19 protein-coding genes are annotated in these 16,853 nt (G+C 46.9%); 11 read left to right on the forward strand and 8 right to left on the reverse strand.

Features of this window, described 5'->3' with window-relative positions; translation table 11 throughout:
* The 7 genes from hisD to hisIE are packed head-to-tail and all read left to right on the forward strand — an operon-like array spanning window position 1 to window position 6,199.
* Entirely contained in the window at window positions 1-1,293 is a 1,293-nt protein-coding gene (gene hisD / locus Pcarn_RS05310; RefSeq protein WP_261835349.1) for a histidinol dehydrogenase, read from the forward strand.
* A gap of 13 nt (window positions 1,294-1,306) precedes the next feature.
* On the forward strand, window positions 1,307-2,350 hold the full coding sequence (hisC, locus tag Pcarn_RS05315; protein ID WP_261835350.1) for a histidinol-phosphate transaminase: 1,044 nt from the start codon (window positions 1,307-1,309) through the stop codon (window positions 2,348-2,350).
* A gap of 27 nt (window positions 2,351-2,377) precedes the next feature.
* Window positions 2,378-3,451: a bifunctional histidinol-phosphatase/imidazoleglycerol-phosphate dehydratase HisB gene (gene hisB / locus Pcarn_RS05320; RefSeq protein ID WP_261835351.1), complete on the forward strand. Its 1,074-nt coding sequence runs from the start codon at window positions 2,378-2,380 to the stop codon at window positions 3,449-3,451.
* 9 nt (window positions 3,452-3,460) lie between these two features.
* Window positions 3,461-4,075 carry an imidazole glycerol phosphate synthase subunit HisH gene (hisH, locus tag Pcarn_RS05325; RefSeq protein WP_261835352.1) on the forward strand — a complete coding sequence of 205 codons (615 nt, stop codon included), beginning with the start codon at window positions 3,461-3,463 and terminating at the stop codon, window positions 4,073-4,075.
* The gene (hisA, locus tag Pcarn_RS05330; RefSeq protein ID WP_261835353.1) at window positions 4,075-4,812 is read left to right on the forward strand and encodes a 1-(5-phosphoribosyl)-5-[(5-phosphoribosylamino)methylideneamino]imidazole-4-carboxamide isomerase; all 738 of its coding nucleotides are present in this window, start codon (window positions 4,075-4,077) and stop codon (window positions 4,810-4,812) included. The genes hisH and hisA overlap by 1 nt, the downstream gene beginning before the upstream one ends.
* The gene (hisF, locus tag Pcarn_RS05335) at window positions 4,794-5,567 is read left to right on the forward strand and encodes an imidazole glycerol phosphate synthase subunit HisF (protein ID WP_261835354.1); all 774 of its coding nucleotides are present in this window, start codon (window positions 4,794-4,796) and stop codon (window positions 5,565-5,567) included. Before hisA ends, hisF begins: the two co-directional genes overlap by 19 nt.
* On the forward strand, window positions 5,564-6,199 hold the full coding sequence (gene hisIE / locus Pcarn_RS05340) for a bifunctional phosphoribosyl-AMP cyclohydrolase/phosphoribosyl-ATP diphosphatase HisIE (RefSeq protein ID WP_261835355.1): 636 nt from the start codon (window positions 5,564-5,566) through the stop codon (window positions 6,197-6,199). The genes hisF and hisIE overlap by 4 nt, the downstream gene beginning before the upstream one ends.
* A gap of 34 nt (window positions 6,200-6,233) precedes the next feature.
* Here hisIE and Pcarn_RS05345 read toward each other — a convergent pair whose 3' ends face one another.
* Together Pcarn_RS05345 and Pcarn_RS05350 are read right to left on the reverse strand one after the other, a co-directional pair.
* On the reverse strand, window positions 6,234-6,719 hold the full coding sequence (locus tag Pcarn_RS05345; protein ID WP_261835356.1) for a YchJ family protein: 486 nt from the start codon (window positions 6,717-6,719) through the stop codon (window positions 6,234-6,236).
* 63 nt (window positions 6,720-6,782) lie between these two features.
* Complete coding sequence (locus Pcarn_RS05350; RefSeq protein WP_261835357.1) at window positions 6,783-7,475, reverse strand: EAL and HDOD domain-containing protein; 693 nt, start codon at window positions 7,473-7,475, stop codon at window positions 6,783-6,785.
* Here Pcarn_RS05350 and Pcarn_RS05355 point away from each other — a divergent pair.
* Window positions 7,464-7,649, forward strand: coding sequence for a hypothetical protein (locus Pcarn_RS05355; protein WP_261835358.1), 186 nt, complete (start codon window positions 7,464-7,466; stop codon window positions 7,647-7,649). The two genes, Pcarn_RS05350 and Pcarn_RS05355, sit on opposite strands and share 12 nt — an antisense overlap.
* Window positions 7,650-7,675: 26 nt before the next feature.
* Here Pcarn_RS05355 and lpxH read toward each other — a convergent pair whose 3' ends face one another.
* Window positions 7,676-8,389: a UDP-2,3-diacylglucosamine diphosphatase gene (gene lpxH, locus Pcarn_RS05360; RefSeq protein WP_261835359.1), complete on the reverse strand. Its 714-nt coding sequence runs from the start codon at window positions 8,387-8,389 to the stop codon at window positions 7,676-7,678.
* A gap of 58 nt (window positions 8,390-8,447) precedes the next feature.
* Window positions 8,448-8,939, reverse strand: coding sequence for a peptidylprolyl isomerase (locus Pcarn_RS05365; RefSeq protein ID WP_261835360.1), 492 nt, complete (start codon window positions 8,937-8,939; stop codon window positions 8,448-8,450).
* A gap of 147 nt (window positions 8,940-9,086) precedes the next feature.
* Here Pcarn_RS05365 and cysS point away from each other — a divergent pair, with 147 nt between their 5' ends.
* On the forward strand, window positions 9,087-10,466 hold the full coding sequence (gene cysS / locus Pcarn_RS05370; RefSeq protein WP_261835361.1) for a cysteine--tRNA ligase: 1,380 nt from the start codon (window positions 9,087-9,089) through the stop codon (window positions 10,464-10,466).
* 73 nt (window positions 10,467-10,539) lie between these two features.
* Entirely contained in the window at window positions 10,540-11,118 is a 579-nt protein-coding gene (locus tag Pcarn_RS05375) for a thymidine kinase (protein WP_261835362.1), read from the forward strand.
* A 56-nt stretch (window positions 11,119-11,174) separates the two neighbouring features.
* On the opposite strand, the gene Pcarn_RS05380 is transcribed toward Pcarn_RS05375, so the two are convergent.
* The 4 genes from Pcarn_RS05380 to cmoB form a co-directional block, all read right to left on the reverse strand.
* On the reverse strand, window positions 11,175-12,140 hold the full coding sequence (locus Pcarn_RS05380; protein ID WP_261835363.1) for an alpha-L-glutamate ligase-like protein: 966 nt from the start codon (window positions 12,138-12,140) through the stop codon (window positions 11,175-11,177).
* Between the two features lie 3 nt (window positions 12,141-12,143).
* A complete protein-coding gene (locus tag Pcarn_RS05385) occupies window positions 12,144-13,646 on the reverse strand; it encodes an inactive transglutaminase family protein (protein ID WP_261835364.1) in 1,503 nt (500 codons plus the stop codon).
* Between the two features lie 32 nt (window positions 13,647-13,678).
* Window positions 13,679-14,437 (reverse strand): ATP-dependent zinc protease family protein, encoded by a 759-nt coding sequence (locus tag Pcarn_RS05390; protein ID WP_261835365.1) that lies wholly within the window; start codon window positions 14,435-14,437, stop codon window positions 13,679-13,681.
* Window positions 14,438-14,608: 171 nt separating this feature from the next.
* Window positions 14,609-15,583 (reverse strand): tRNA 5-methoxyuridine(34)/uridine 5-oxyacetic acid(34) synthase CmoB, encoded by a 975-nt coding sequence (cmoB, locus tag Pcarn_RS05395; protein ID WP_261835366.1) that lies wholly within the window; start codon window positions 15,581-15,583, stop codon window positions 14,609-14,611.
* A 344-nt stretch (window positions 15,584-15,927) separates the two neighbouring features.
* Between cmoB and Pcarn_RS05400 the strand changes: the two genes are divergently transcribed.
* Window positions 15,928-16,833: a manganese-dependent inorganic pyrophosphatase gene (locus tag Pcarn_RS05400; protein ID WP_261835367.1), complete on the forward strand. Its 906-nt coding sequence runs from the start codon at window positions 15,928-15,930 to the stop codon at window positions 16,831-16,833.
* Window positions 16,834-16,853: the final 20 nt, after the last annotated feature.

Consider the following 16,853-nt stretch of genomic DNA (forward strand, 5'->3'; position numbering starts at 1 on the left):
ATGAGAACGGTAACTTGGCAAACCCTTAGCGACGAGCAGCAAAATGCAGTATTGCAACGTCCTGCTATCGCTGAAGGTGCGAACATTACAGCCGCGGTTTCTGCGGTTGTAGACAAGGTTAAACAAGACGGTGACGCGGCGCTAAAAGAGCTAACCGCAAAGTTTGACGGTGTTGAACTAGACAACATCCGCGTTACTTCTCAAGAGATCGATGAGGCATCTGAGCGTCTAACCCCTGAGATGAAAGCGGCCCTTGAGCAGGCTTACAAAAACATTTCTGTTTTCCACAATGCACAAAAGCCTCAGCCTATTAAGGTTGAGACTCAACCTGGCGTGCTGTGTGAGCAAGTAACTCGTCCAATTAATACCGTTGGTCTTTATATTCCAGGTGGCAGTGCGCCACTTCCATCTACGGTTCTAATGCTGGGTGTGCCGGCTCAGATTGCAGGATGTCGTAAGGTTGTATTGTGTTCTCCTCCGCCGATCGCAGATGAGATCCTGTATGTTGCCAAGCTATGTAATATCGATGAGGTATACAACGTGGGTGGTGGTCAAGCGGTTGCGGCTATGGCTTACGGCACTGAGACTGTGGCTAAGGTTGATAAGATCTTTGGTCCGGGCAATGCGTATGTGACTGAAGCTAAGCGTCAGGTAAGCAATGATTTTCGCGGCGCGGCTATCGATATGCCAGCTGGCCCGTCTGAGGTGCTAGTGATTGCTGATGAAACTGCGGATGCAGACTTCATTGCAGCAGACCTTCTTAGCCAAGCCGAGCACGGTCCAGACTCTCAGGTAGTGCTAGTTACGCCATCAGTACTGATTGCGGACCAGGTTACCGATGCGGTTCAGCGTCAGCTTAAAGAGCTTTCTCGTAGTGATATCGCTCAGCAAGCGCTGGCATCAAGCCTTATCATTATCGCCGAGTCTTTGACTCAAGCAGTCTCGATTTCAAATTACTATGGCCCTGAACACCTGATTGTTCAGACCAAGAATCCACGTGAACTGCTACCTATCCTAGACAACGCTGGTTCTATCTTCCTTGGCGACTGGTCTCCAGAGTCAGCAGGGGATTACGCCTCGGGTACGAACCACGTGCTTCCAACTTATGGTTACACTCGCACCTACTCGAGTCTAGGCCTGGCTGACTTTAGCAAGCGCATGACAGTGCAAGAGCTAAGCGCAGACGGTCTAGCAGCATTGGCGCCAACCGTGGTTACCATGGCTGAAGCGGAAGGTTTGGATGCGCACAAACGCGCTGTAACCATTCGAGTAGAAAAACTAGCAGCCAGATAAAAGGAATCACGACATGGAAAAGTTAGCCCGAAAACAAGTTCAAGCCCTGACACCGTACCTGTCTGCAAGACGTATCGGTGGCAGTGGCGATGTTTGGCTAAATGCCAATGAATCCCCATTCGACAACCAATATCAGGTTGAGGCGTCACGCCTTAATCGCTATAGCGAATGTCAGCCAAAAGAGCTTATCGAAGCCTATGCCGCGTATGCTGGTGTCGCACCTGCCCAGGTGCTGACCTCACGTGGCGCCGATGAAGGTATCGAGCTTTTGATTCGCGCTTATTGTGAACCGAACCAAGATGCCATCCTTTTTTGTCCGCCAACCTATGGTATGTACTCTATCAGTGCTGAGACCATTGGTGTCGAGCGCAAACTAGTACCACTGACCGATGAGTGGCAACTAGACCTTGAGTCGATTGAGAAAAACCTAGACGACGTGAAGTTGGTATTCGTTTGCTCGCCAAATAACCCAACCGGTAATCTGATTAACCGCGAAGACATCGTTGCTCTGCTGGAGATGACCAAAGACCGCGCTATCGTGGTGATGGACGAAGCCTATATCGATTTCTGCCCAGAGGCATCTACAGTTGAGCTTCTGGCTGAATATCAGAACCTAGCCATCCTTCGCACCATGTCAAAGGCGTTTGCACTTGCCGGTCTTCGCTGCGGTTTCACCCTGGCAAATGAAGAGCTGATTAATGTGCTTCTTAAGGTGATAGCGCCATATCCAGTGCCTGTGCCAGTAGCCGATATCGCAGTTCAAGCGCTATCAGCGCAAGGCCTAGAGCGAGTGACTCAGCAGGTAAAAACCATCACTGAGAATCGAGCTCAGCTTCAATCGGCGCTGTCAGAACTGCCTGGCGTTGAAGTATATCCAGGTTACGGCAACTATCTGTTGGTTAAATTCCCACAAGGGGATGTACTATTTAAGGCAGCTTGGGATGAGGGCATTATTCTTCGCAACTCACCGATTGCCGATTGTGTTCGCATCAGTATTGGTGATAACCAAGAGTGCCAAAGAACCATCGAATTTATCACACAGCAGTTTGCTGTGTAGGACGCTCAACATAAGTAAGGAACAATTATGAGCAACCCACAAAAGATTTTATTTATCGACCGCGACGGCACCTTAATTGTTGAGCCGCCAGTAGACTTTCAGGTTGATAGACTGGATAAGCTAGTGCTAGAGCCATTTGTGATTCCTAGCCTGCTTAAACTGCAAGATGCCGGTTACCGCCTAGTGATGGTGACCAACCAAGATGGTCTTGGTACCGACAGCTATCCTCAAGCTGACTTCGATGCACCACACAACATGATGATGCACATCTTTGAATCTCAAGGCGTGAAATTCGATGATGTACTTATCTGTCCACACTTTGAAGAAGACAACTGCTCTTGCCGCAAACCAAGGCTAGGTCTTGTGAAAGGTTATCTTCAGCAGGGCAAGGTAGACTTTAAGACCTCTGCAGTGATTGGCGATCGTCAAACTGACCTTCAACTGGCTGAGAATATGGCTATCGAGGGTATTCAATACAACCCAGAAACCATGGGCTGGTTGGACATCGTTAAGAAACTAACCACTAATCCGCGTACTGCTGAGGTTATTCGCACTACTAAAGAGACCGACATTCGCGTTGCAGTAAATCTTGATGAAACCGGTGGTAACGAGATCGATACGGGTATGGGTTTCTTTGACCATATGCTTGATCAGATCGCAACGCACGGCGGTTTTCAGATGAAGCTAAGTGTTAAAGGTGACTTGCACATCGATGACCACCACACGGTAGAAGATACAGCGCTTGCTCTAGGCCAGGCTCTCAAAGAGGCGCTAGGTGACAAGCGCGGTATCGGCCGCTTCGGTTTCTCTCTTCCTATGGATGAGTGTCTAGCTCAGTGTGGTCTTGATCTTTCGGGTCGTCCATACCTTAAGTTCGATGCCAAGTTCAGCCGTGAAAACGTAGGTGACTTCTCTACAGAGATGGTGGTTCACTTCTTCCGCTCACTGACCGATGCACTGGCTTGCACATTGCACCTATCTTCTACTGGTGATAACGACCACCACATTATTGAGAGTCTGTTTAAGGCGTTTGGTCGTACACTTCGTCAGGCTATCAAGGTAGAAGGTAACGAACTTCCAAGTAGTAAAGGCATGCTGTAAGGACAACCAATGACTTCTCAAAATGTAGTAATTATTGATACAGGTTGTGCCAACGTATCTTCGGTACGTTTCGCTATTGAGCGCCTAGGATATGAGGTCACTGTATCAAAAGACCCTCAGGTAGTACTTGCCGCAGACAAGCTCTTTCTTCCAGGTGTTGGCACCGCTAGCGAAGCGATGCAAAACCTTGAAGAGCGCAATTTGATTGAGCTAGTAAAGCAGGTTGAAAAGCCACTGCTTGGCATCTGTCTTGGTATGCAACTTCTCGGCAAGCTGTCTGAAGAGAAAGGGCAGAAGGCAGATGAAATTGTACCTTGCCTTGGATTGTGTGAAGGCGAAGTGCGCAAGCTGGATAGCAAAGAGTATCCACTTCCACATATGGGCTGGAACACGGTTGAAGCGAAAGCAGGGCACCCATTGTTCAAAGGCATAGAATCTGGCGAGTATTTCTACTTCGTACACAGCTTTGCCATGCCGGTCGGTGACTACACTATCGCAAGCTGTGATTATGGTATGCCTTTTAGCGCTGCGATTCAGAGCGGTAACTACTATGGGGTACAATTCCACCCAGAGCGCTCGTCGAAAGCGGGTTCACAATTGATCAAAAACTTTTTGGAGCTGTAGTGATTATTCCAGCATTAGACTTAATTGAGGGACAGGTAGTCCGTTTGTATCAAGGTGACTATGGTCAGGTAACTGAGTATAAAGTCGACCCAGCCGAGCAATTTAATCTTTATCATCAAGCGGGCGCTAACTGGCTACACCTGGTTGACCTAACCGGTGCCAAAGATACCACAGCCCGTCAGCTTGACCTTATCGCTAAGCTTCTCGCAAGTACGCCTGCATCGATTCAAATCGGTGGTGGTGTTCGCAGTGAGCAAGACGTTATCGGCCTTCTTGAAGCAGGCGCCGAGCGCGTAGTGGTAGGCTCTACTGCGGTTAAGAATCCAGCGATGGTAAAAGAGTGGATGAGCAAATACGGCCCAGAGCGTATCGTTCTGGCGCTGGATGTGAACATCGACAGCTTTGGTAATCGTAAAGTGGCTATCTCAGGCTGGCAGGAAGATTCAGGTGTGACTATAGAAGCGCTTATCGAAGACTTCCTAACCGTTGGCCTTAAGCATGTGCTTTGTACCGACATCTCTAAGGATGGCACCCTAACTGGCTCTAACGTTGAGCTGTATACCGACCTTTGTAATCTTTACCCTCAGGTGCACTTCCAGTCTTCTGGCGGTATCGGCAGCCTTGCGGATATCGAAGCGCTGAAAGATACCGGTGTACGTGGCGTTATCGTAGGCCGCGCACTATTGGATGGCAAATTTACAGCAGAGGAGGCGTTCGCATGTTGGCAAAACGCATAATCCCTTGCTTGGACGTTCGCGATGGCCAGGTGGTAAAGGGCGTTCAGTTCCGTAACCACGAGATCATCGGCGATATCGTACCTCTAGCTCAGCGCTACGCTGAAGAGGGTGCCGATGAGTTGGTGTTCTATGACATAACGGCCTCAAGTGATGGTCGTGTTGTCGATAAAAGCTGGGTGGCTCGCGTTGCCGAGGTTATTGATATCCCATTCTGTGTAGCTGGTGGTATTAAATCTGCTGAAGACGCATCACGCATTCTTGAGTTTGGTGCAGACAAGGTGTCCATCAACTCGCCAGCACTAGCGAATCCAGAGCTAATTACCAATCTTGCAGACAAATTTGGTGTGCAGTGCATCGTGGTAGGTATCGACTCTTACTATGACAAAGAGACCGGCAAGTATCAGGTGTATCAATTTACCGGTGATGAGGAGCGCACTAAGGCAACTAAGTGGGAAACTCGTGACTGGGTACAAGAGGTGCAAAAGCGCGGTGCAGGTGAGATCGTGCTTAACATGATGAACCAAGATGGCGTTCGCAACGGTTATGACCTTGAGCAGCTAAATATGGTTCGTGAGGTGTGTAACGTACCACTTATCGCCTCTGGCGGTGCCGGTGCTATGGAGCACTTTGCTGATGCCTATAAGCAAACTAATGTAGATGGCGCGTTGGCGGCATCGGTATTTCATAAACAGGTCATCAATATTGGTGAGCTGAAGCAATATTTGAAACAACAGGGTATCGAGGTAAGACTATGAGCTTCTCAACAGCCGAAGTAACAGCACTTTCTGAAAGACTCGACTGGGATAAAGTCGATGGCATGGTACCAGCTATTGTTCAAGACTTTACCTCTAGCCAAGTGCTAATGATGGGGTACATGAACCAAGACGCGTTACAAAAAACTGCAGAAACGGGGCAGGTGACTTTTTTCTCGCGTACTAAGCAGCGTCTTTGGACTAAAGGTGAAACATCTGGCAACGTCCTGCAGCTGGTGAACATGGCACTGGATTGCGACAATGACACTCTATTGGTAAAGGTTAAGCCTATAGGCCCAACCTGCCATCTAGGCAATACTACTTGCTGGGATCTGGATCCGCAGGAGGAGTCGCAGATGGTGTGGCTTCATCAACTTGAATCTTTGTTGGCTGAGCGAAAAAATGCTGATCCTGACTCCTCTTACACAGCAAGTCTGTATGCCCGTGGCACCAAGCGTATTTCGCAAAAAGTGGGCGAAGAAGGCGTTGAAGTCGCGCTTGCGGCGACGTCGGGTGATAAGGCGGAGCTAATCTGTGAGTCAGCGGACTTGGTGTATCACCTCATGGTACTGTTGCAAGACCAAGGTCTCTCATTCAGCGATGTTATCGATAAGCTTAAAGAGCGTCACAAGTAATTAAGACTGAAAAAGGCCCGCAAGGGCCTTTTTGTTATCCGCAGCATTTTTTGTATTTTTTGCCACTACCGCACAAGCAAGGGTCGTTTCGCCCAGGCTTTTTAACCGCAAGTGGGAAGTCGTACATTTCACCATCTAGGTAATACCATCGACCGTTTTCGCGAACAAAGCGAGACTTCTCGGTCATGCTGTAGCGTCGTTTATCTTCAGTAAAATAAGCATTGAAGGTAACAAAGCCCTCATCAGGGGTAGCCCCCTCTTCACTGCTGACTACTTCAAGCAGGCACCAATTGCCGGCAATAGATTCAGCGATAGCGTTGCGCTCTTCTTGAGCGTTGCAACTTGGGTGATAGGTTTCTACTACAAAGTCGACTAACTCCAATTCATGGGCGCAGTAGCGCGCTCGCATAAGCTGCTCTGGGCGAGTGGCCAGTTTTACATCTTGGTGAATGGAATAGCAGCAGTCTTGATAAGACTTGCCACTGTGGCAGCGACAAGGCTTTGTAAGGTGTGAAGTCATAATTTAATACAAACAAAATAAGCAATATGCCCATTATATTCAGGTTAAATTAAGCTCGCGAGTTTATTTGCCTATGGCTTGACCGGGTATCTGGTCGAGATTTAAGAATTCGACTAGATTTTGTTCGCTTGCAATGAGGCTATATTTGGAATCAAGCTCCGCTAGGGTTTGATAGTTCACCTCAAAGGTTTTTCTATAGTCTCGGCTTTGTGGCAGCTTCTGTAATATCTGAGGTTCGGCTAGATAGAAACCTTGGAATAGATCAAAACCTATTTGTTTAGCTTCGAGGAGTTGGCCCCTTGTTTCTATCTTTTCAGCGATAAATGTAATGTGCTTAAAATTTAAGTTGGATATATATTGACCGGCTTCAAGCATGGTGAGGTGCTTAAAGTCGAATTTAATATAGGAAATAAAAGGGTAGGCCTTTGACCAAGAGCCGGACGGGGTGTAGTCATCAAGCGCTATTTCATACCCTGCAAGGTGAAGCTCTTTAATCGCTTTTAACAAATCAGCTGACAGCTCCTCACCTTCTAAGACCTCAACCACTATTTTTTCGGCATCAAGAAAATAGGGCAGGCCTTGAATAATAGAGTCATGGGTGAAGTTAATAAAGGCTTTGTTCTTCCCTGCTAGATAGCAACTGTTATCCAGATGAAAGTCTGTTGCTACTGAACGCGTAGCATGCTCTTTACAGATATTTGGGAAAAAATTTTCTTCACTTTGCCTGTATAAGAGCTCATAAGCATGAACTTGCATACGACTATCGAAGATAGGTTGTCTGGCTATAAAATTGCTGAACATGAAGAGAGCAAAGCGATAAAAGGTATATTGATAATAGCCAAGAATAATATAATTGAAATTATTATCTTAAAAATAAGATTAAAAGTTGACCAGATGGGTGGGGTTTTTAAACTGGGTCACAAAGAATAAAGGGGTAAATCTACCCCAAAATATACTTATAAAGGGCTAGATATCAATTCTATATTATCGGCAGTGACCTCTAATATAGAGCTGTTAGTATACCAATCACCTAAAACGATACGCTGTTTATTGTTTTCTAAGTCGTGAAAGGCGGGTCTGTGAGTATGACCATGAATAAGTAGGTCTGCATTGTGACGCGCCATAGCGTCAAGCACAGCGTCTTTGTTCACGTCCATAATGTCGTAAGACTTAGTTTGCTTTTCGCTTTTTGCATCGCTTTGTACCTTCTTAACTAGCTTTTTGCGCCAGCTGAGAGGAGTGTGGTTATAGACCCACTGAAGCCATTTTTGATGAACCTTAGCGCGAAATTCTTGATACTTAACGTCATCGGTACACAAGGTATCGCCGTGCATGATGAGCGTTGCACGGCCATAGAGATCGATAAGGGTCTCGTCGCCGAGTAGTGTTGCGCCAGTGCGTTTAGTAAAGCGTTGTCCAACTAGGAAGTCTCGGTTTCCTTGTACAAAGAAACAAGGAACACCCGAATCGACCAGGTCCTTGATGATCTCTAGAATCTTCACATTGAATGGCGTGTCATCGTCGTCACCCACCCAGAATTCAAATAGGTCACCTAGGATATAAACCGCATCCGCTCCTTTGGTATCGTGACGCATAAAGGTTTCGAACGCGGCAGTGATATCTTCGCGGTCGGGCGTCAGGTGCAGGTCGGAAATAAAGAGTGTACGCATAGTTTATCTCGAGCAAAAAAAAATCGCCTGATACAGGCGATTTCTTATAATCAGCTGATTAAGCGATAGTAGTACCAGTGATGATAACTTCCTCTAGAGGAACATCTTGGTGCATACCCATGCTGCCGGTGCTTACGCCCTTGATCTTGTTTACTACGTCCATGCCTTCAACTACTTTGCCGAATACACAGTAACCCCAACCTTGCATGTCTTCAGATTTGAAGTCTAGGAAGGTGTTGTTGTTAACGTTGATGAAGAATTGAGAGCTCGCTGAGTGCGGTTCCATAGTACGTGCCATTGCAAGAGTACCTACTTCGTTGCTTAGGCCGTTGTTTGCTTCGTTCTTGATCGAATCGCGAGTTGCTTTTTCGCGAAGACCAGAAGTCATACCGCCACCTTGAATCATGAAACCATCAATAACGCGGTGGAAAAGCGTGTTGTCATAGAAGCCGTCTTTACAATACTGTTCGAAGTTAGCCGCTGTGATAGGTGCTTTGTCGTGGTTCAGTTCAATCTTGATATCACCGTGGTTGGTGTGAAGGGTGATCATAGGTATGTCCTTTAATTGAATGGATAAATCGACCCAAATTCTAACCAAACTCTCAGGACATTCAACCGTAATCGGACTTTTATGTTACCTAACGCTATAAGCCTTGGTATACTGTCGCCCACTTTTTCCCAATTTACCTAAGAGCCGATGTTAAAGATCTACAACACACTCACTCGTCAAAAAGAAGAATTCAAACCAATTCATGCTGGCAAAGTAGGCATGTATGTGTGTGGGGTAACCATCTACGACTTATGTCATATCGGTCACGGTCGTACGTTCGTGTCTTTCGATGTTGTTTCTCGCTATCTAAGATATCTAGGTTACGACCTAACCTTCGTACGCAACATCACTGATATCGACGACAAGATCATCAAGCGTGCAAACGAAAACGGCGAGAGCTGTGACTCTCTAACCGAGCGTTTGATTGGCGAAATGCACGCTGACTTTGACGCGCTGAACATGAAGCGTCCAGATATCGAACCTCGTGCTACTGAGTTTATCTCTGAGATCGTAGCGCTGGTTGAAAAGCTTATTGAGCGCGGTTTCGCTTACGTTGCTGACAACGGTGACGTTATGTTTGAGGTGGGTAAGTTTGACCAATACGGCAAGCTTTCAGGCCAAGACCTAGAGCAACTTCAAGCCGGTGCTCGTGTTGATATTGAAGCAGCAAAACGTAGCCCACTAGATTTCGTGCTGTGGAAGATGTCTAAGCCAGGCGAACCTACTTGGGAATCTCCATGGGGTCCAGGTCGTCCAGGTTGGCACATCGAGTGTTCTGCGATGAACTCTTCAATCCTAGGTGATCACTTTGACATTCACGGTGGTGGTTCTGATCTTCAGTTCCCACACCATGAGAATGAAATTGCTCAGTCATGCTGCGCCCACGATACCCAGTATGTAAATACTTGGATGCACAGCGGTATGGTAATGGTTGACCGCGAAAAGATGTCTAAATCTCTAGGCAACTTCTTCACAATCCGTGACGTACTTGGTCATTACGATGCAGAAACTGTGCGTTACTTCCTAATGTCAGGTCACTATCGTAGCCAGCTGAACTACAGCGAAGATAATCTAAACCAAGCGCGTGCTTCACTAGAACGTCTCTATACCTCACTACGTGGTCTTGATCTAAGCGTTGAGCCTGCGGGCGGTGAAGAATATGTATCTCGCTTCACGGCAGCAATGAACGATGACTTCAACACTCCAGAGGCATACTCTGTGCTGTTTGAAATGGCGCGTGAAATCAACCGTATTAAGGGCGATGACCTGGAGGCGGCGAGTAAGCTAGGTGCGCTAATGCGTGAATTGGCAGACGTTATCGGTATCCTTCATCAAGAGCCAGAAGCCTTCTTACAGGGCGGCCAAGCTGATGATGAAGTTGCAGAAATCGAAGCGCTGATCAAACTGCGCAACGACTCTCGTGCTTCTAAAGATTGGGCTAATGCTGATCTTGCACGTGACAAACTTAACGAGATGGGTATCGTGCTAGAAGACGGCCCTGAAGGCACTACGTGGCGTCGTAAGTAATTAGATTTAAAAGAAATATATTTTAGGGCTGAGTTTTCAGCCCTTTATTTTAACCAATTTTCAGGATCAGGTTTTGGCTCAGCTATATTTTTACTATTCAGCGATGAACGCAGGTAAATCAACTACTTTATTGCAATCGGCGTTTAACTATCAAGAGCGTGGAATGAACCCTATTGTGTTTACCGCAGCACTAGATAATCGCTATGGGGTAGGTAAGGTGACTTCGCGTATCGGCCTTCAATCGGATGCGCATCTGTTTGATAATCAAACGGACCTGTACACCATGATGAAAGAGTTCAGCGATGAAGCAAAATATCACTGTGTGCTGGTGGATGAGAGCCAGTTCCTGACCAAAGAACAGGTGTATCAACTGACTGAAGTGGTAGATAAGCTGAGAGTACCTGTACTTTGTTATGGCCTTCGTACTGACTTCCAAGGTGAGTTATTCGAGGGTAGTCGTCATCTTTTAGCTTGGGCCGATAAACTGGTTGAGCTGAAGACTATTTGTCACTGTGGTCGTAAGGCGAATATGGTGATCCGTACTGACGAGCATGGCAACCCAATCGCTGAGGGTGATCAGGTGGCCATAGGTGGCAACGACAAGTACGTATCTGTATGTCGTATTCACTATAAAGAAGCGCTGAATAAGTAATTCGACTGGTATAAAAAAGGGCTCCCATTTGGGAGCCCTAGTTATTTGTATTTCGCTTAATCGAATTTGGCAGCAAACTGCTTAGCCGCATAGGCAACGCGCTCTGCCGGTCTCGGATACTCAGCGGTAACGCCAAGGTTTTCGATATGATTGAGGCGGGGTAGTAGACCAGTACCGTTAGCGATCTGAATCGCCAGTCCAGGACGAGCATTCAGTTCCAGTACCATAGGGCCTTCTTCACGATCGAGTACCATGTCGGTACCCATATAACCGAGTCCGGTCATCTCCCAAGCGCTCGAGGCAAGAACAAGCAGACGCTCCCAGTGTGGCACCTGAAGGCTCATTAGATCCTTACCTGTATCTGGGTGGTGGGTTACTGGAAGGTCGTACTGAACCGCTCGCACAGCCTTGCCTGTCGCAATATCAACGCCAACACCTACCGCACCTTGGTGAAGGTTCGCCTTGCCATCTGATGCTGAGGTAGATAGACGCATCATAGCCATCACAGGGTAGCCTTTAAATACGATAATACGCACATCAGGCACACCTTCGTAACTGAAACCATCGAAGCAGTCATCGAACTTGATTAGGTTCTCAACTACGGCCACGTCGTTCTTGCCACCTAGCGAGAACAAACCCGCTAGTGTGTTACTGATATGGCGTTCTACGTCTTCTTCGTTAACCGTATCACCGGATGGCTTGGTGTAAACGCCGTCTTTGTGTGACAGGATAACTAGGATGCCTTTACCACCACTTCCTTGAGCGGGCTTAATGCAAAAGCCCGGCCAGTCTTTTACCATTTTATGGATGCGCTTCACTTCCGCTTGATGGCTAATAACACCAATCAGGGCAGGGGTGGTTGCCCCGTGAAGCTCAGCGATTTGCTTGGTTTTAAGCTTATCGTCCACCAAAGGAAATTTACTACGGTCATTATATTTACCAATGTAACTGTGGTTACGCTGGTTCATGCCCATAATGCCTTTGGCGCGGATCTTAAATGGCGAAGTAAATTGATTAAACATAATTTAATCCTCCGCCAGAGGTTTGAAGCGACGAAGCTCTGTCAAACGATAACCCGTGTAGTTACCTAGCATTAGGATCGCCGCCAGTACGATTAGCTGTACGCCGATAAAGTTGAACGTTAGGTGCTGCACATAGGTATTGGTCATTGCAAGGTATACAAGCACCGCAGTCAGTAGTGAGCCACCGCCTTGAAGCATTACCTCTTTCGCACCTTCTTCTTCCCATAGGATAGACATACGCTCGATAGTCCAAGATAGGATGATCATTGGGAAGAAGGTAATAGATAGACCCTCAACCAGACCTATGTTGAATGCAACGATGGTGAACACAGAAATGATCAGGATAACGGTAATGATCACCGCCGATATTCGCGCCACCAACAAGAGGTTAAGCTTGGACAGGTAACTTCGAATAACCAGACCTGTACCTACAATCAATAGGAAGCCGACAATACCTGTGACCAGTTGTGTCTGTACGAAAGCTACCGCAATCAGAACTGGCATAAAGGTACCTGAGGTCTTCAAACCAATCAGAATACGCAGGAATACTACGATAAGCGCACCGATAGGGATAAGCATGATGGTCTTAAACATCGATTGCTCTTCTAGGGGCAGGCTATGGATTGAGAAATTTAGCAGGTCATCAGAACGCACCTTGCTCGCCGTTGCTGCGCGAGGGGAGATATCCTGAGCAATCATAGAGAACAGCACTTGGCTGTTACGACCGCCAGTTACGTCCAGTAGTGATACGTTAGACTCATCCCAGATAAGGGTGTTCTCATCTTGCCCTTGCGCACCAGTCTCAGCATTGAACAGCGTCCAATCCTCGCCATTCCACACCTCAACCATAGGTTGTATGGTCTGACGACGGCGACCGTCTTCTAGCTGAATAACGCCAACGGTTTTGTTAGGTACTTCAGCGTAAGAGAGTAGGGCAGCTAGCGCTTCAGGCTTAGTAAACTGATTTAGAAGTAGCGCAGCGTTCTGGCTGTTCTCATCGTTTAGTTTACGAATAAGCTCACGAGCAAAGGTTTGATCGTTGGCACTTCGCTCAGTGGCTTCTGCGATGATGGCTTGAGCGGCAGCTTCTTGGGGGCCATCGAACGTTGGCGGTTCGATCTCTTCAGGCTGTAGGGGTTTAACCTTAGCCTGAGGGTCTACAAGGAACTGTGCCTTATAATAAATGGTTTGCGGGCCTTCAGCGTGACGTATGGTCCATTCCGCGCGGCGACCGATGTCCGAAGTAACGAAAGCAACGCCATAGCCTGGTGATGAGGTTGACTCATCGACTAGGGTATAGCCGTTTTGCGTGCTAGGCGCAGCAAGAGAAACCGTTACTGGCTCCCCGTTTGCGACTAGCTCAACGCGCGCTTCCACATCCCAGAGCTCTCGGCTTTCGCCTGGAGTCCAAGGTACCCCGTAGGAGTCGTGGCGCTGGATCATTAACGTAGCACCCGCGACGATCAACAAGGCGATAAAAATATAAAACGGCACTCGTGAAGTCATAACAATCCTTATTCTCGATGCGACCTAAAATGTCACTGCTGTTGTGGTTTTGTTTGAACGTAAGTCTTGCTTACGTCTACTAATGCGATGTCCTTGATAAACTCGCGTCCCAAAAGTACCGCATGAGTCATATGGCTGCGGTCTGCCAAAGTAAATTGTGCTTTCTCACGGATATCGCCCAGCTTAATCCAAAGCTCAATCACGGCACGTCGCTCTGCTTTCGCAGTGTTGGATTGACGTACCTTAGCGTAGCGAATCAGTGGCGCCTCCATCCATACTGGCTCGGCATCCTCTTCCTTATCCGTAGATAGGTTGAAACGCACCCACTTATTGCCGTTACGCTCAAATTCTTGAATATCGACCGCGTTTAGCGACGAGGTCGCAGCGCCGGTATCGATACGCGCTTCAAAGCTCTGGTTGATCTGTTCGAACTCGACCATTTCAATTGAGCCAAGCACGGTTTGTGTCTCTGCAATAGGCGTCGCAGGAATCACAATCGGTTCTGGTTTCTTCTGACTTTCATCAAGCAGTTGTCTTGCGTTCTGCTTAGCCAGATTGTCTACTCTTCTCGATAGTACAGATACATTGTCTTGTAGGCTGACTATGGTTGAATTTTGGGATTCTATTGTGGTTCTCAGGGCATCTAGCTGCTGCGTAATATTCTGCTCTGAGGTCTCAATAGCTTGCATCGACTCCTGTCTAAATTGTCTCTCTTCCTCTTGAGCTTTTTGAGAGCTAACACATCCGGAAAGTACTAAAACACCGGATAAGATGACAATGTGCTTGAGCATTGTTGGCCTATTATTGTTTTCTATTATTTAACGAGTTTAACCACTTTGATTTTGTGCAATCTGTGGCTATTCAATTACTCTCAATCGAGTGTAGCTTATAAAAAATTCTTCGTGAAGTTTCAACGTGTTATCTCACAAAGAGTTGTGCAATTTACAAACAAAACGCTCAATTTATTGAGGATTTTCACCAATCAAGATAGCGCGTCGTGGAGCAGGGTATCCCTCGACGGTTTTACTTGGATCGGTAGGGTCTAGATATTCAGGTAGTGAGTTGTGTGTCATCCACTCAGTGCTGCGCTGTTCGCCAACCGAGGTTACGTTCTCGTCAACGATACGAACATTCACTAAGCCACACTTCTCCATCCATACCTTAAGTGCCTTCGCTGAAGGGAAGAAGTAGACATTACGCATTTGAGCGTATCTGTCCGCCGGTACCAGTACCGCATTCTCGTCTCCATCGATAACTAGAGTCTCTAGCACCATCTCACCACCTGGGACAAGTTGGTTCTTAAGCTGAACAATATGATCCAGTGGAGAGCGGCGGTGATAGAGCACGCCCATGCTAAAGACAGTGTCAAAGGCTTTTAGTTCAGGAAGCTGCTCGATGCCCAGTGGCAACAGGTGAACACGCTGATCGTTGTTCATCATTTTGCGCACGGCTTCAAATTGCACCAAGAACAGATGCGATGGGTCGATACCAACACATAAACGCGCGCCTTCACCCAGCATGCGCCACATGTGATAGCCATTACCACAGCCCACATCCAATACCGAACGGTTCTTCAAAGGCGAAATATGTGGAAGTAGGCGATCCCATTTCCAGTCTGAGCGCCATTCAGTGTCGATATGGATATCGTGCAAATTGTATGGGCCTTTACGCCAAGGGTGGAAAGTCCTTAACAAGTTTTCTAGTTTCTTCTTCTCTCCCTCAATAAGTGGGTGTTTGTTAGATACACTCACCTCATATTTGAGTTCAATATTGTCAGGAGAAAGGGCAGGAATCTTGTTGAGAGCTCTCAGCCAGCGGTCAAAGTCACCGTGTTCAGCACGTTGCCATTCGATAAGCTGTTTTGGCAGGATTTCTAGCCAAGGATGGAGGCGAGTATCCTGAGCGATAAGTTGGTAAAAATTGGCGAAATTAAACATTTATTTCAACTGGTTATTCAACATAGTTTGAGCGTGCAAAACCTTACACCTCAAAGGCTCAAATTGATAGAGATTCTGGGAGTTTTGATGTCAAAATTGAGTTAAATGGTGAATGTTTGTTAGCTAGATATACATATCCTTGCTGAATATAATATTCATTCACTGAATAGAATTTGGTTAACCCAATTCTTGACCTATGCAAATAGCCCCTAAATCCCTAGTAAAATTAAGGTATATGACAGCGTTTTAGTATAGCTAGAAACTTGAGTTTGATTGAGTATAATAGCGACACTACAACGTCTAATAGTAGACGTAACATTGGACAAAACATTATAGGAATAGTGATGATTTTAGTTGTTGGTCATAAGAACCCTGATAGCGATAGCATCTGTGCAGCTCTAGCGGCTACAGATTTTCTTAAAGCACGTGGCGTTGAAGCAATGCCAATTCGCCAAGGGGAAATTAACCGCGAGACTCAACACATTCTAGAGCAAGCGGGTCTTGAGCAACCTGAGTTCCGTACCTCAGTAGCAGGCGAGAAAGTTTGGCTTGTTGACTACAGCGATCTGGCTCAAGCACCAGACGACATCAACGAAGCAGAAATTCTAGGTATCGTTGACCACCACCGTCTAGGTGACGTGATGACAGTTAACCCACTTGAAGCATGGATCTGGCCTGTAGGCTGTTCTTGTACAGTACTGTTCAACATGTTCCAGATTGAAGGTTACGAGATCCCTAAATCAACTGCAGTTGTAATGCTGTCAGCTATCCTTTCTGACACTGTAGGTTTTGCATCTCCAACTTGTACTCAAAAAGACAAGGACGCAGTTGAAGCACTTGCTAAGATTGCTGAAGTTGAAGACCTAGACGCATTTATCAAAGCGCTTCTAATCGCTAAGACTGATATCGAAGGCCTATCCCCAGCTGAGCTAGTTGAGAAAGACCTTAAAGCTTACCCATTCAACGGTCGCGACGTAGTAGTTGGTCAGATTGAGCTTGCGACTCTTGAGCAAGTAGACGGTCAAATCGAAGCACTAGAGCAAGACCTAGAGCGCCGCTGCTCTGAAGAAGGCCTAGCGTTTGCAGCAGTAATGCTGACTGACATCACTACTGCAACAACTCGTCTTCTATACAAAGGTGAGTGGGCTGCGAAGCTAGACAAGCACGCTGACAATGGCGTACTTATGATGGAAAACACCCTTAGCCGTAAGAAGCAAGGCTGGCCATGGCTTCAAACTGAGCTAGCTTAATCGCGCTTAGTCATTGAACA

The organism is Vibrio ishigakensis (genome assembly GCF_024347675.1).
Lineage (GTDB): Bacteria > Pseudomonadota > Gammaproteobacteria > Enterobacterales > Vibrionaceae > Vibrio > Vibrio ishigakensis.